Origin of the sequence: Halomonas kalidii, assembly GCF_030010475.1 — a bacterium.
In the GTDB taxonomy this organism is placed as follows: Bacteria; Pseudomonadota; Gammaproteobacteria; order Pseudomonadales; family Halomonadaceae; genus Halomonas; species Halomonas heilongjiangensis.
The window spans coordinates 17,157-30,960 of sequence record NZ_JASCQN010000023.1 but is presented as its reverse complement, the minus strand read 5'-3'; the positions used below and the strand labels follow the sequence as shown (position 1 = coordinate 30,960).

Below are 13,804 nucleotides of genomic sequence, written 5' to 3'. Positions count from 1 at the left end.
CGGCGGTGATCGCGCGGGCGCCGTCCCAGAAGGTCAGGTTGGAGGGCGCCAGGTCGGCGCTGCCGCCGAGCAGCTCGGGCAGCTGCGGGCCGAGCTCATTGAGGCAGCCCAGCGAGGCCTTGCGCGAGGCGACGCTCGCGCCCTTGGCCTGGGCCTGCTCGATCAGCGCCTCGCTGGTGATCTCGCTGGGCAGCTGGCCCTTCTGGCGGCGCTGGAACTCGCGGGCCAGCTCGGGGTGCGCCTCGGCGTAGCGGTCGAAGCGCGCCTGCCACTCGGCCTGGCGGGCCTGGCCCTGCTCCTGGGCGTCCCAGCCGCGGTAGATCTCCTCGGGGATGTGGAAGGGGGCGTGGGGCCAGTCGAGTTGCACGCGCGCCGCGGCGACCTCGTCCTCGCCCAGCGCCGCGCCGTGGCACTCCTCCTTGCCCTGCTTGTTGGGGGCACCGAAGCCGATCACGGTCTTGCAGACGATCAGGCTGGGCTTGTCGGCGTGGGTCTTGGCCAGCTCGATGGCGGCCTTGACCGCGTCGGGGTCGTGGCCGTCGACGTTGGGCACCACGTGCCAGCCGTAGGCCGCGAAGCGCTGGGCGGTGTCGTCGGTGAACCAGCCCTCGACCTCGCCGTCGATGGAGATGCCGTTGTCGTCGTAGAAGGTGATCAGCTTGCCGAGCCGCTGGGTGCCGGCCAGCGAGGCGACCTCGTGGGAGATGCCCTCCATCAGGCAGCCGTCGCCGACGAAGCACCAGGTGTGGTGGTCGACGACGGTATGGCCGGGGCGGTTGAACTGGGCGGCCAGGGTGCGCTCGGCGATGGCCATGCCCACGGCGTTGGCGAGCCCCTGGCCGAGCGGGCCGGTGGTGGTCTCGATGCCCGGGGCATAGCCGAACTCGGGGTGGCCGGCGGTCTTCGAATGCAGCTGGCGGAAGTTCTGCAGCTGCTCGAGGTCGAGCTCGTAGCCGGTGAGGTGCAGCAGCGAGTAGAGCAGCATGGAGCCGTGGCCGTTGGAGAGCACGAAGCGGTCACGATCGGGCCAGGCCGGGTCGGCCGGGTTGTGCTTGAGGTAGTCGTTCCACAGCACCTCGGCGATGTCGGCCATGCCCATGGGCGCGCCGGGGTGGCCGGAGTTGGCCTTCTGGACGGCATCCATGGAGAGGGCACGAATGGCATTGGCCAGTTCGAAACGGGACGGCATGGGGAAGCTCCTCGCCTGCGGCAGAATAAGCAATGGCGCTGCCGGGCCAAGGGGGCTGGCCGGGCGCGCGCTCTGGCTGGGTGACGCCGCGGGACGGGGCGGCGTGCTCGAAATCGGGCGCCTATTGTCGCCGACTTGACGTTCGGCATCAAATGGCGGGTGTCAGCAGATAAAGGTAGGGTGTAGACTTCGCGACTGCCTATTGCCGTTAATTGCCGTTACAAGAAGGGTCGAGGACGCCATGAGCGATTACTCCCTGTTCACTTCCGAGTCCGTTTCCGAGGGCCACCCGGACAAGATCGCCGACCAGATCTCCGATGCGGTGCTCGACGCCATCATCGCCCGCGACAAGCACGCCCGGGTGGCCTGCGAGACACTCGTGAAGACCGGCGTGGCCATCGTCGCCGGCGAGATCAGCACTTCGGCCTGGGTCGATCTCGAGGAACTGGTGCGCCAGGTGATCCTGGACATCGGCTACACCTCATCGGATGTCGGCTTCGACGGCGAGACCTGCGGCGTGCTCAACCTGATCGGCAAGCAGAGCATGGACATCGCCCAGGGCGTGGACCGGGCCACGCCAGAGGACCAGGGCGCCGGCGACCAGGGCCTGATGTTCGGCTATGCCACCAACGAGACCGACTCCTACATGCCGGCGCCGATCCACTATGCCCACCGGCTGGTGGAGCGCCAGGCCGAGCTGCGCAAGCACGGCCTGCTGCCGTGGCTGCGTCCGGACGCCAAGAGCCAGGTGACCTTTCGCTACGACGCGAACGGCAAGCCCTGCGGCGTGGACGCCGTGGTGCTCTCCACCCAGCACGATCCGGGCATCGACCAGGAGGAGCTGCGGCTGATGGTCAAGCGCGAGATCATCGAGCAGGTGATCCCCGAGGCGTGGCTCTCCGAATCGACCCAGTACCACATCAACCCCACCGGCAAGTTCGTCATCGGTGGCCCGGTGGGCGACTGCGGGCTGACCGGTCGCAAGATCATCGTCGACACCTACGGCGGCATGGCGCGCCACGGCGGGGGGGCCTTCTCCGGCAAGGACCCGTCCAAGGTCGACCGCAGCGCCGCCTACGCCGGTCGCTACGTGGCCAAGAACCTGGTCGCCGCGGGGCTGGCCGAGAAGTGCGAGATCCAGGTCTCCTACGCCATCGGCGTGGCCGAGCCCACCTCGGTGTCGATCAACACCTTCGGTACCGGCCGCATCGACGACGAACGCATCATCGAGCTGGTGCGCGAGCACTTCGACCTGCGGCCCAACGCCATCACCCGCATGCTCGACCTGCTGCATCCGATGTATCGCCTGACCGCGGCCTATGGTCACTTCGGCCGTGAGCCCTTCGAGACCAGCTACACCTGGACCGATACCCAGGGCCAGGAGCAGACCGAGACCTTCACCGCCTTCCCCTGGGAGAAGATCGACAAGGCTCAGGCCCTGCGCGAGGCCGCCGGTCTGTAGGCGATCGCCTACAGCAAATGACAGGCCCCGCCGGCTTCGCCGCGCGGGGCCTGCTGCTATGGTCAGGGCATCGTCTCGCCGAGGATGCCCGCCATGCCTGTCCTGCTGAGTCTTGTCGTCTGGCTGCTGGCCATGCCGGCGGCCGCATCGGGCCCGGCCGATGCCTGCCCAGACTGGCCTGCGGCGCGCGCCGAGCGCGAGATGGCGCTCCTGGCACAGCGCCTGGCCGAATGGGACGACGCCTACTACCGCCGCGGTGAGTCGTCGGTCAGCGATGACCTCTACGACCAGGCGCGGGGCCGTTTCGACCTCTGGCGCCGCTGTTTCCCCGAGGTGTCACCGGCCGCCACGGCCGAGCCACCCCGGGAGGGCGGCGAGCTCCGCCATCCGGTGGCCCAGACGGGGTTGGCCAAGCTGACGGACGAGAGCGCGGTGCGCGGCTGGCTGGCGCGCCGCGACGACGCCTGGATCCAGCCCAAGGTGGACGGGGTGGCGGTGACCCTGGTCTACGAGGAGGGCCGGCTGGTTCGGGCGATCAGTCGCGGCGATGGCCGCCATGGCCAGGACTGGACCGCGCAGGTGCGGCGGATCCCGGCCGTGCCGGAGCGGCTGGCGGCGCATGGCTCGCCGCTACTCCAGGGCGAGCTCTACCTCCGTCGGGACGCCCATGTGCAGGCCGAGCAGGGCAGTACCGGGGCGCGCAGTGCGGTGGCCGGGCTGATGGCCAGGGATACCCTCGACGACACCGATGCCGCCCGTATCGGGCTCTTCGTCTGGGACTGGCCGAACGGCCCGGCGGCCATGGCCGAACGTCTCGAGGGGCTGGCCGCCATGGGGTTCACCGACAGCGCGGCGTTGACCCATCCGGTTGGTGACCTCGACGAGGTCCGGCGCTGGCGGGAGGCCTGGTACCGAGGGGCGCTCCCCTTCGCCACCGACGGCGTGGTGCTGCGCCAGGGCAGCCGCCCGGTGGGTGGCCAGTGGCGAGCCGAGCCGCCCGACTGGGCCGTGGCCTGGAAACACCCTCCCCGGGAGGCCCTGGCCGCGGTGCGTGGTGTCGAGTTCCGGGTCGGCCGCACGGGACGCATCACGCCGCTGCTGCACCTGGTACCCGCCCAACTGGACGATCGCGTCATCCGCCGGGTCGGTGTCGGCTCGCTCGCGCGCTGGCGGGAGCTGGACATTCGCCCCGGTGACCGGGTGGCCATCGCCCTGGCGGGCCTGACGATTCCGCGTCTCGAGGGCGTGGTCTGGCGGGGGAGTGAGCGATTGGCAGTGACGCCGCCCGACGACACGAGGTTCCATGCGCTGAGCTGCTGGCGGCCGACCCCGGGCTGCGAAGGGCAGTTCCTCGAGCGGCTGGCCTGGCTCGGCGGCCGGCAGGGGCTCGACCTGCCGGGCGTCGGGCCCGGTACCTGGCAGGCGCTGTTCGACGCCGGCCTGCTCGATGGCCTGCTGGCCTGGATGACGCTCGACCGCGCGGCGCTGGTCGAGGTGCCGGGCATCGGCGAGGCCCGAGCCCGGCGCCTGGCGGCGGCCTTCCACGGGGCCCGGAAGCGCCCCTTCGCCGATTGGCTGGTGGCCCTCGGACCACCACCGGGGCTCGAGTCCGAGGAGGAAACGCACTGGGTCGGGCTGGCCGAACGCCGCGAGGCGCACTGGCTCGCGCTGCCGGGAGTCGGGCCGGAACGGGCCCGGGCACTCGCCGACTTCTTCGCCCATCCCGAGGTGCAGCGCCTGGCGGGCCGGCTCGGCGAGGCCGGCATCGAGGGCTTTGCGCGTTGATTGTCGGTGCCTGCGTTCCCTGCCTATAGTGAAGGTCTCGCTTTTCGCACGAGATGAGGTGACGCATGAGTCAGTCCGCCGTATCCGCCTTGCAGGCCCAGGACCACAAGGTGGCCGATATCGGCCTCGCCGACTGGGGCCGACGCGAGATCCGTATCGCCGAGACCGAGATGCCGGCGCTGATGACGATCCGCGAGAAGTATCGCGAGCAGCAGCCGCTGGCCGGCGCACGCATCGCTGGCTGCATCCACATGACCATCCAGACCGCGGTGCTGATCGAGACCCTGATCGACCTGGGCGCGACGGTGCGCTGGTCGTCGTGCAACATCTTCTCCACCCAGGACCACGCCGCCGCCGCCATCGCCGCCGCCGGCATCCCGGTGTTCGCCTGGAAAGGCGAGACCGAGGAGGAGTTCTGGTGGTGCATCGAACAGACGGTGGAGGGCCTCGACGGCTGGGCGCCCAACCTGGTGCTCGACGACGGCGGCGACCTGACGGCGCTGCTGCACGACAAGCGCCCGGAGCTGCTCGAGGCCATCCACGGCATCTCCGAGGAGACCACCACCGGGGTGCATCGCCTGCAGGAGATGCTGCGCGACGGTACCCTCAGGGTCCCGGCGATCAACGTCAACGACGCCGTGACCAAGTCGAAGAACGACAACAAGTACGGCTGCCGCCACTCGCTCAACGACGCCATCAAGCGCGGCCTCGACCACCTGCTGGCCGGCAAGCAGGCGCTGGTGGTGGGCTACGGCGACGTGGGCAAGGGCTCGGCGGCCTCGCTGCGCCAGGAGGGCATGATCGTCAAGGTCGCCGAGATCGACCCGATCTGTGCCATGCAGGCCTGCATGGACGGCTTCGAGGTGGTCTCGCCCTATCTCGACGGCATCAACTGCGGGGCGCAGAGCGTCGACCGCGGCCTGCTGGCCAGGATCGACCTGGTGGTCACCGCCACCGGCAATATCGACGCCTGCGACGCCGCGATGCTCGAGGCACTGAAGAAGGGCGCTGTGGTGTGCAACATCGGCCACTTCGACAGCGAGATCGACACCGCCCACATGCGCCGCCACTGGCACTGGGAGGAGGTCAAGCCACAGGTGCACAAGATCTACCGCGACAGCACCCCGGGCGACTTCGACCCCACCAGCGACGACTACCTGATCCTGCTCTCCGAGGGTCGCCTGGTGAACCTGGGCAACGCCACCGGCCATCCGTCGCGGGTCATGGACGGCTCCTTCGCCAACCAGGTGCTGGCGCAGCTCCACCTCTTCGAGCGGCGCTTCGCCGAGCTGCCCGCGGACGACAAGCGCACGGCGTTAGCGGTCACCGTGCTGCCGCGTCATCTCGACGAGGAGGTCGCCCGCTACATGGTCGAGGGCTTCGGCGGGGTGATCACCCGCATGACCGAGGCTCAGGAGCGCTACACCGGCGTGCCGGCCCAGGGGCCCTTCAAGCCCGATTCCTACCGTTACTAGGGGCTCAGACGAAGGCGAGGAAGCGTCCCGCCGCCAGGGCGGCGAACCACAGCCCCAGCGACAGCCCTCCGGCGAGGCGCAGCCGCCGGGGCGCGGCGCCGGCAAGCCCCGGGCCCAGGTTGAGGGCGAGCGCATTGGCGACGGCCAGGCCGACCAGTGTCAGCTTGAGAAGGAACAGCGGCGTGGCGGCATAGCCAGCGGGGTCGGCGAGGAACAGCAGCGCGCCGGTGGTCAGCGCCAGCAGCAGCCCGGCGATGGCCACCGGTTGCAGCGCTTGCCCCAGCGCCGTCAGCGGTAACCGGCGCCGCCACCCCAGCAGACGCAGGTCGAGGGGCACGATGGCGCCCACCAGCAGGGCGATGCCCAGCACGTGTAGCGCATTGACGCCGGCATAGCCCCAGCGCGACAGCCGCATCCACTCGGCGAGCGAGGTGGCTGCCAGCCGGGCGAGCAGCTCTTCCACCTGCGGGGCTCAGATACGCCCCGGGTAGAGCACGTAGTGGGTGTCACCGATCCACAGCTGCTCGGCCTTCATCAGCCGTTCGCCGGCGTGCTCGCCCGAGACCCGGATCTCGACGCCTTCGGCGAGGTCGCCGTCCTCCAGGCCGGCCCGCGCATTGCGCCAGGGCTGGCCCACCTCCACCGTCCACTGCTCGCCCTCCACGTCGAGGGTCAGCTCGCCGTGGGGGTTGCCCAGGCGCGCCGCGGTGATGGTGCCGGTCAGTTCGATGGTCTCGCCGCCGGTCCAGCCGTGGTGGGCCTGGGCCGGGGCGATGGCCAGCAGCAGGGCGCTCAGGGCCGCCAGCAACAAGGATCGCCGTCGCATGCTCGATTCCTCCGTTTGTGGGTGTTCCTTCAGGCTAGCCGCACCCGGGTGAGCTGCAAGGCGGGCCCAGGACTATCGCTGTTAGTTTGCACTCGGCGCCTCTCGTCATGTCCAACTGCGATTGCCCTGCCGGGATGTCCCATGGGGCGCCTTCGTCGGTGAGCTGTGCCAGAATAAGGCGGTGGGTGCCACATGGTGCCCGTTGTTTTCTCGTTCGGCCGATCATTAAAGGGTTGCCCCATGAGCGTGGCTCGCCCCGTCATCGAGACGCGCGCCTACCCCGACCGCGTGCTGACCGATCGCCACGCCTTCCACCAGTTGCTGCTGGGGCTGGAGGGGGGCGTGGAGCTCGAGGTCGGCGGTCGTGGCGTGCGGGTCGAGCCGGGGGTGCTGGCCCCCATCGGCGCGGGCGACGAGCATCACTACCTGGCGCCGCGCGACAACGCCACCCTGGTGCTGGACCTGCCGGTGGCCTGGTGCGAGACACTGCGGCTGGAGGCGCTGTTCGAGGGTCGGCCGCGGCGGTTACCGGCGACGCTGGTGACCCGGGGGCGGCACCTGGGGGCCACCGACGCCCCGGCGCTGGTGGGTTGGCTGAGCGAGGTGCTGTGCGAGGCGGCACCGTTCGTGCACGAGCCGCGGCTGCGGCTCGTGCGGCTGCTGCCCGAGATCGAGGCCGACCTGGCCCGGCCCTGGCGGGTTCGCGACTGGGCGGCCCGCTGTCACCTGGCCGAGGCCGCCTTCGCCCGCCAGTTCCGCGCGCTCACCGGTCGTTCACCGCATGCCTGGCTGGTGGAGCGGCGGCTGGGGCGGGCGCGGGAACTGATGCGCGAGTCGACCGCCAGTCTCACCGAGATCGCCCTGGCCTGCGGCTTCGCCGATGCGGCGCATTTCTCGCGGGTCTTCCGCGCGCGACATGGGTTCTCCCCGCGGCAGTGGCGACGCCTTCATTGCAGGCCGGTGAGCCGGAGCAGCCCCGCCAGGTAGAGCGGGATCAGCAGCGGCGCGGCGAGGGTGGTCAGGAGCACGGCGATGGCGCCCTTCTCCGGGCGGATCGCGAGCTCCATGGCCACCACCACCACGTTGGCGGCCATCGGCACCACGCCGACCAGCAGCAGCGCCAGGGCCAGCTCCGCAGAGATGCCGAGGGTGGCCTGCAGGGCGAGTACCGCGACGCCGGCGAGCAGCGGCCACAGGCCATAGCGCACGACCACGCAGGCGCCGATGAAGCGCATGTCGAACTCCCTGATGGAGACCCGGCCCAGCGTCATGCCGATGATCATCATGCCCAGCAGGGTGTAGGTCGACGGGAAGACGTCGAGGCCACCCATCACCGCCGCCGGCACCGTCAGTCCGAGGCCACTGACCAGCAGCGCCGCCAGGAAGGCATAGATCAGCGGCAGGCGGAGGATCTTGACCAGGCTCTGGCGTACCGAGAACTGCCCCCGGGCGCTGAGGTAGAAGCCCACCGTGAATTCATAGAGGGTGATGCCCAGCAGGCAGAACAGGTACTGGGTCACGCCCTCCGCCGGCAGCAGCACCATGGCGATGGGCAGCCCGAAGTAGCCGGTATTGCCGGTGCCGGCGGAAAAGGCCAGCACGGCGGCCTCCTGGGCAGGGAAGACGGGCCTCGCCAGGCGGCCGACCGCGATGGCGATCAGGCTGGCCGTCGCGAACAGCCCCAGGGTCAGCAGCAGGTAGCCAGGCGTGGGCCCGCCCAGGGTCAGGCCACGGAAGAAGGTCAGCGGGGCGACGATGTAGATCAGCAGGGTGGCGATGGGCCGCGGATCGATGGCCAACTGCCGCGCGCACAGCCAGCCCAGGCCGACGAAGGCGAGCAGCATCCACAGGGGGCCCAGCAGGGTGGCGCCGAGGTCGAGTTCCACGATCGCAATTCTCTCATGTAAAGAGGCCCATCATGCCTGCTGGCGGCCACGCTGTCAGGGTGTAGACAGCGGTCAGGATTCGACAAGTCCCGTCGTATCGCGCCTGGCAGGCTGTGTTCTTCACTGCCTGACGCACGATGCCCCCATGACCACGACCAGCGTCCCCGTTCCCGACTCCCGTGCCACCGCCATCGGCGCCACTACCGTGCTCAACTGGGCCCTGCTGGCGACGCTGACCCAGCTCGCCGGTCCGGTGCCGCCCTTCCTGCTCACCGCCCTGGCCTTTGCCATCGCCTTCGCCTGCTTCGCGGTGTGGCTCGGGCTGCGCGGCGAGTCGCTGGTGGCGCCGCTCAGGCAGCCGCCGGCGGTCTGGGCGCTGGGCGTGGGCGGGCTATTCGGCTATCACGCGCTCTATTTCGTCGCCCAGCAGAACGCGCCACCGGCCAACGCCGGGCTGATCAGCTACCTGTGGCCGCTGCTGATCGTGATCTTCGTGGCGCTGCTGCCCGGCGAGCGCTTGAAGGCGATTCATCTCGTCGGCGCGCTGCTGGGCTTCGCCGGGGCGGCGCTGCTGGTCGGTGGCGATGTCGATGTCGGCGGCAGCACGCTGGGCTACGTTGCGGCCTTCGCCTGTGCCTTCGTGTGGAGCGGCTACTCGGTGCTGTCGCGGGCCACGCGTAGCGTGCCGACCGCGGCGGTGGGCGGCTTCTGCCTGGCCACGGCGCTGCTGGCGGCGCTGTGCCACCTGCTCTTCGAGCCGAGCCGCTGGCCGCAGGGCATCGGTTGGCTGGGGGTGATCGGCCTCGGCCTGGGGCCGGTGGGCAGTGCCTTCTTTACCTGGGACCTGGGCGTGAAACATGGCGATCTGCGCTTGCTGGGGCTGCTGGCCTATTTCACGCCGCTGCTCTCGACCCTGGTGTTGATCGCGGCGGGCTATGCCACGGCCTCGCCGCTGCTGGCGCTGGCGGCGATACTGATCACCCTGGGGATGCTGGTCGGTAGCGGATGGTTGCGTTGGCCGCGGGCCGGCTGAAGGCCTTCTGGCCGGCTGTATGAATGAAATCGATACAGCCGCCCGGAAACTTTCATTGGCCGGGGGGACGCCCGGTCGGCACAATGCGACCCTATCACCTATCAATGACAGAGCAGCGTTGCCCGAGACCGGCGACCGACGAGGGTTGAATCGATGAGTGCACAAGAGCATCCGCTGGGTATCAGCTTCGAGTTCTTTCCGCCCAACACCGAGGCCGGGCGCGACAAGCTGATGGGGGTGCGCGATGCCCTGGCCGAGCGGCATCCTCGATTCTTCTCGGTCACCTATGGTGCCGGTGGCTCCACCCAGGAGCGCACCCTGCATACCGTGCAGGCCGTACGCCAGTCGGGCATCACCACCGCGCCCCATCTGTCGTGCATCGGCAGCGAAAAGGCGCGGCTGCGTGAGTTGCTTGTCCGCTACCGTGAGGCGGGCATCGACAGCCTGGTGGCGCTGCGCGGCGACCTGCCCTCGGGCATGGGCGGCATCGGCGAGCTGCGCTACGCCAACGAGCTGGTCGAGTTCATTCGCGAGGAGACCGGCGACCACTTCGAGATCGCCGTGGCCGCCTACCCGGAGTCGCACCCCCAGGCGCCGAGTCTCGAGCACGACCTCACGAACTTCGCGCGCAAGATGAAGGCCGGGGCCGACTTCGCCGTCACCCAGTACTTCTTCAGCGCCGACGCCTACTTCCACTTCGTGGAGCGTGCCCGTGCCCTGGGGGTGGAGGCGCCGATCGTGCCCGGCATCATGCCGATCACCAACTACACCAAGCTGGCGCGCTTCTCCGATGCCTGTGGCGCCGAGATCCCGCGCTGGATCCGCAAGCAGCTCGAGGCCTACGGCGACGACAGCGAGGCCATCGCCGACTTCGGCGAGGAGGTCGTGTCGCGGTTGTGCCAGCGGCTGCTCGATGGCGGTGCCCCGGGCCTGCACTTCTATACCCTCAACCAGGCCAGGCCGACCCTGCGGGTGCTGGATAACATCTGTGGCTGACCCAGGCGTGGCCGGGCGTGCAGTCCGGCTGCACTTCCCTCTTTACACCGGCCTCAACCAGGTCAGGCCGACCCTGCGGGTGCTGGATAACATCTGTGGCTGACCCTGAGGGTCCTCGACAACCTGAGCCGATCCTCTCCTGGCGGCCTCAGGCGTCAGTGTCTAGCCTTGTCCCTGCCTATCCATGGAATCGGAAACAGGAGACGCTAGATGCGCCATGCCATTCTTTCGGGAGTCGTCGCCGCCTCCCTCTCGCTGGCGGCCGCGGCCAGCCATGCCGATGACCCCCTCGAGGTCGAGATGCATCGGGTCAGTGCCGATGGCATCGAGGAGGCCGTCGGCACCATTACCCTGCAGGACAGCGACCACGGCCTGCTGTTGACGCCCGACCTGAGCGAGTTGCCCCCCGGCATCCATGGCTTCCACGTCCACGCGAACGCCAGCTGCGAGCCGGGTGAGAACGACTCCGGTGACGTCGTCGCCGCCCAGCAGGCCGGTGGCCATTACGACCCCGACGAGGCCGGCAGCCACCTGGGGCCCTACGGTGACGGCCACCTGGGCGACCTGCCGGTGTTGATCGTCAACGAGGAGGGCGAGGCAGTCCTGCCGGTGCTGGCGCCACGACTCGGCGTCGACGACATGAACGGGCGCAGCCTGATGCTTCATGAAGGGGGCGACAATTACGCCGACGACCCCGAACCACTGGGCGGCGGCGGTGGGCGCCTGGCATGCGGCGTGGTCGAGTTCTGAGGCTCGCCGACTCCCCAGATCGGGAGCGGCGCCAAGGCAAGCGAAGAGAAGGGCCCTGCCGGTGGCGGGGCCCTTCTTGTGGTGCTGGAGGTCGTGCGGGACGTCGCCCGGGTCAGCCGGAGGCGACCGGTTTGGCGCCGCCGCCGTGGCTACCGCGCTGCAGCATGAACAGCCCGCCACCGATGGCCAGTCCCGCGATATCGGTATAGATACCGCCATAGATCATGAACATGGCGCCGAGGAGCATCACCAGGCGCATCCACACCTTGACCGGCCCGAAGAACCAGGCCTGGACGGTGGCCGCCAGCAGCACGATGCCCAGGGTGGCGGTCACGCCGACGCGCAGGATCTGCATCCAGCTGCCTTCCATCAGCATTGCCGGGCTGTAGTAGAACATGAAGGGCACGATGAAGGCGGCGAGACCGATCTTGAAGGAGGCCACCGAGGTACCCATGGCGTTGTCGCCGGAGATGCCCGCCGCCGCGTAGGAGGCCAGGGCCACCGGCGGGGTGATCGCCGACACGACCGCGAAGTAGAACACGAAGAAGTGCGCCACCAGCGGTTGGATGCCGATATTGATCAGGCCCGGAGCCACCACCGAGGCGGCCACGGCATAGGCCGCCGTAGTGGGCATGCCCATGCCGAGCAGGATCGAGATACACATGGCGAAGAACAGCGCCAGCAGCTGGCTGACGCCGGCCACGCCCAGCAGCAGCGACGAGAAGCGCGCCCCGACGCCGGTCAGCGAGATGACGCCGACGATCAGGCCGGCACAGGCGCACACGGCGATGATCTGGATCGACATGTTGCCGGCCAGTTGCAGCGCCTTGAGGATCTCGCGGATGCCCATCTTGTTGGGCGAGATCCAGCTCACCACGGCGGCGGAGGCGGTGGCCAGGGTGCCGGCGCGGATCACCGAATAGCCCATGAACAGGGCGGCGATCAGGATGATGATCGGGGCGAACAGGTAGACCTGCTTGACCAGTTTCGAGAACAGCGGGATCTCGTCCTTGCGCATGCCGCGCATGCCCTTGCGGGCCGCCTCGAAGTCCACCATGCAGTAGACCGAGAGGAAGTAGAGGATTGCCGGGATCAAGGCCGATACGGCGATCTCGGTATAGGGAATGCCGGTCACCTCGGCCATGATGAAGGCACCCGCGCCCATGATCGGCGGCATGATCTGGCCGCCGGTGGAGGCGGCGGCCTCGATGGCGCCGGCGCTGCGTCCCGGGTAGCCCACCTTCTTCATCAGCGGGATGGTCAGCGAGCCGGTGGAAACCACGTTGCCGGCCGACGTGCCGTTGATCATGCCCATCAGGCCGGAGGCGAAGATCGACACCTTGGCGGGGCCGCCACGGGTGCGGCCGGCCGCAGCGAAAGCGAAGTTGACGAAGTAGTCGCCGACCTTCGAGGCCTGCAGGAAGGCGGCGAAGATGATGAACAGGATGATGTAGGTGGAGGAGACCGCGGTGGTCGGACCGAGGATGCCGGCGTCGGTGTAGACCTGGCTGAAGAAGCGGTTGAACGACAGCCCCGGGTAGCCCAGGAAGCCCGGCAGGTAGGGGCCGGCGAACACATAGGTCAGGAACAGCGCGGAAATGATCACCAGCGCCAGGCCGGCGACGCGGCGCGTCAGTTCGAGGATCAGCAGCGAGCCGGCCAGGGCGGCATAGGAGATGCCGATGGGCGCGAAGGCGGTGCCGGTGGAGGCGCGCAGCGGGGTGTTGTAGATCAGGATCAGGTAGCCGGCCACGGCCAGGGCGCAGACCATCAGTACCAGGTCGGCGGGCGGCAGCTTCTCGCGCACCTGGCGATAGCCCCAGGAGATCAGGATGGCCGCGGTGGTGGCGAAGATCAGCGGATAGCCGAAGTGCCAGGCCTCGATGTTCGGTTCGATGCGCATGGCCCCGCCGCCGATCGCCTGCTGCATCAGGAAGACCTGCACCAGGGCGTAGCCGGCGGGGATCAGCAGCGCGTAGCAGACCCAGTCCAGCCAGGCCGGGGAGCGGGTGGTGTCGCCTTCACCGGCGAAACGGGTGCCGGCGAAGAGGCCGTAGCCGAGGATCAGGGCGCCGGCGATATGCACGATGCGAAACGACCAAGTCTCCATCGGATAGACGTTGAGAGAGACCAGGTGGAAGGTGGCGTAGACGATGGCCAGGGTGGCGAACAGCAGCCACTGCCAGCCGGTAAAGAGGCGTCGGTTGGATTCTACGACTTCCTCGTCGACGCCTGCGGCGATGGTCTCCGGCGCCTTGTCGATCAGTTCGTCCTCGCCACTGGGGCGGGTGTCGGGTGTATTGCTCATGGGGGATCACCCTTGAGTGTCGTCATGCGGAGGGGTGCGGGGCATGCCCCGTACCGGTAAGGCCGGTACGGGGCGCTCATGGCAGGAGCGGTGA

12 protein-coding genes are annotated in these 13,804 nt (G+C 69.1%); 7 read left to right on the top strand and 5 right to left on the bottom strand.

What is annotated here, in order from left to right; translation table 11 throughout:
- Positions 1-1,189: transketolase family protein (locus tag QLQ85_RS04560; RefSeq protein WP_282737385.1), on the bottom strand; the 1,189-nt coding region annotated here is incomplete at its 3' end.
- A 241-nt stretch (positions 1,190-1,430) separates the two neighbouring features.
- On the opposite strand from QLQ85_RS04560, the gene metK reads away from it, so the two are divergent.
- The 3 genes from metK to ahcY all read left to right on the top strand — a co-directional run bounded on the left by metK (position 1,431) and on the right by ahcY (position 5,911).
- The gene (metK, locus tag QLQ85_RS04555; RefSeq protein ID WP_282737913.1) at positions 1,431-2,651 is read left to right on the top strand and encodes a methionine adenosyltransferase; all 1,221 of its coding nucleotides are present in this window, start codon (positions 1,431-1,433) and stop codon (positions 2,649-2,651) included.
- Positions 2,652-2,744: 93 nt separating this feature from the next.
- On the top strand, positions 2,745-4,436 hold the full coding sequence (gene ligB / locus QLQ85_RS04550; protein ID WP_282737912.1) for an NAD-dependent DNA ligase LigB: 1,692 nt from the start codon (positions 2,745-2,747) through the stop codon (positions 4,434-4,436).
- 65 nt (positions 4,437-4,501) lie between these two features.
- Positions 4,502-5,911, top strand: coding sequence for an adenosylhomocysteinase (ahcY, locus tag QLQ85_RS04545; RefSeq protein ID WP_282737911.1), 1,410 nt, complete (start codon positions 4,502-4,504; stop codon positions 5,909-5,911).
- A 4-nt stretch (positions 5,912-5,915) separates the two neighbouring features.
- Here the strand turns inward: ahcY and QLQ85_RS04540 are convergent, their stop codons facing one another.
- Both QLQ85_RS04540 and QLQ85_RS04535 read right to left on the bottom strand, forming a co-directional pair.
- Complete coding sequence (locus tag QLQ85_RS04540) at positions 5,916-6,374, bottom strand: hypothetical protein (protein ID WP_282737910.1); 459 nt, start codon at positions 6,372-6,374, stop codon at positions 5,916-5,918.
- A 9-nt stretch (positions 6,375-6,383) separates the two neighbouring features.
- Complete coding sequence (locus QLQ85_RS04535) at positions 6,384-6,737, bottom strand: DUF6152 family protein (protein WP_282737909.1); 354 nt, start codon at positions 6,735-6,737, stop codon at positions 6,384-6,386.
- Positions 6,738-6,977: 240 nt separating this feature from the next.
- Here QLQ85_RS04535 and QLQ85_RS04530 point away from each other — a divergent pair, with 240 nt between their 5' ends.
- Positions 6,978-7,724: an AraC family transcriptional regulator gene (locus QLQ85_RS04530; protein WP_282737908.1), complete on the top strand. Its 747-nt coding sequence runs from the start codon at positions 6,978-6,980 to the stop codon at positions 7,722-7,724.
- Here QLQ85_RS04530 and QLQ85_RS04525 read toward each other — a convergent pair.
- On the bottom strand, positions 7,685-8,581 hold the full coding sequence (locus QLQ85_RS04525; protein WP_282737914.1) for an AEC family transporter: 897 nt from the start codon (positions 8,579-8,581) through the stop codon (positions 7,685-7,687). The two genes, QLQ85_RS04530 and QLQ85_RS04525, sit on opposite strands and share 40 nt — an antisense overlap.
- Positions 8,582-8,768: 187 nt before the next feature.
- Here QLQ85_RS04525 and yddG point away from each other — a divergent pair, with 187 nt between their 5' ends.
- From yddG to sodC, 3 genes are all read left to right on the top strand, one after another.
- A complete protein-coding gene (yddG, locus tag QLQ85_RS04520; RefSeq protein ID WP_102628180.1) occupies positions 8,769-9,656 on the top strand; it encodes an aromatic amino acid exporter YddG in 888 nt (295 codons plus the stop codon).
- Between the two features lie 153 nt (positions 9,657-9,809).
- The gene (gene metF / locus QLQ85_RS04515; RefSeq protein ID WP_282737907.1) at positions 9,810-10,652 is read left to right on the top strand and encodes a methylenetetrahydrofolate reductase [NAD(P)H]; all 843 of its coding nucleotides are present in this window, start codon (positions 9,810-9,812) and stop codon (positions 10,650-10,652) included.
- A gap of 210 nt (positions 10,653-10,862) precedes the next feature.
- The gene (gene sodC, locus QLQ85_RS04510; RefSeq protein ID WP_282737906.1) at positions 10,863-11,402 is read left to right on the top strand and encodes a superoxide dismutase [Cu-Zn] SodC; all 540 of its coding nucleotides are present in this window, start codon (positions 10,863-10,865) and stop codon (positions 11,400-11,402) included.
- 112 nt (positions 11,403-11,514) lie between these two features.
- On the opposite strand, the gene QLQ85_RS04505 is transcribed toward sodC, so the two are convergent.
- Entirely contained in the window at positions 11,515-13,710 is a 2,196-nt protein-coding gene (locus tag QLQ85_RS04505; RefSeq protein WP_282737905.1) for a TRAP transporter permease, read from the bottom strand.
- Positions 13,711-13,804: the final 94 nt, after the last annotated feature.

Bases quoted from the DNA above. Each gene is read 5' to 3' on its own strand.
- sodC (WP_282737906.1), top strand. From the start codon at position 10,863: ATGCGCCATGCCATTCTTTCGGGAGTCGTCGCCGCCTCCCTCTCGCTG.
- QLQ85_RS04535 (WP_282737909.1), bottom strand. From the start codon at position 6,737: ATGCGACGGCGATCCTTGTTGCTGGCGGCCCTGAGCGCCCTGCTGCTG.
- metF (WP_282737907.1), top strand. From the start codon at position 9,810: ATGAGTGCACAAGAGCATCCGCTGGGTATCAGCTTCGAGTTCTTTCCG.
- yddG (WP_102628180.1), top strand. From the start codon at position 8,769: ATGACCACGACCAGCGTCCCCGTTCCCGACTCCCGTGCCACCGCCATC.
- metK (WP_282737913.1), top strand. From the start codon at position 1,431: ATGAGCGATTACTCCCTGTTCACTTCCGAGTCCGTTTCCGAGGGCCAC.
- QLQ85_RS04505 (WP_282737905.1), bottom strand. From the start codon at position 13,710: ATGAGCAATACACCCGACACCCGCCCCAGTGGCGAGGACGAACTGATC.
- ahcY (WP_282737911.1), top strand. From the start codon at position 4,502: ATGAGTCAGTCCGCCGTATCCGCCTTGCAGGCCCAGGACCACAAGGTG.
- ligB (WP_282737912.1), top strand. From the start codon at position 2,745: ATGCCTGTCCTGCTGAGTCTTGTCGTCTGGCTGCTGGCCATGCCGGCG.
- QLQ85_RS04530 (WP_282737908.1), top strand. From the start codon at position 6,978: ATGAGCGTGGCTCGCCCCGTCATCGAGACGCGCGCCTACCCCGACCGC.
- QLQ85_RS04525 (WP_282737914.1), bottom strand. From the start codon at position 8,581: ATGCTGCTCGCCTTCGTCGGCCTGGGCTGGCTGTGCGCGCGGCAGTTG.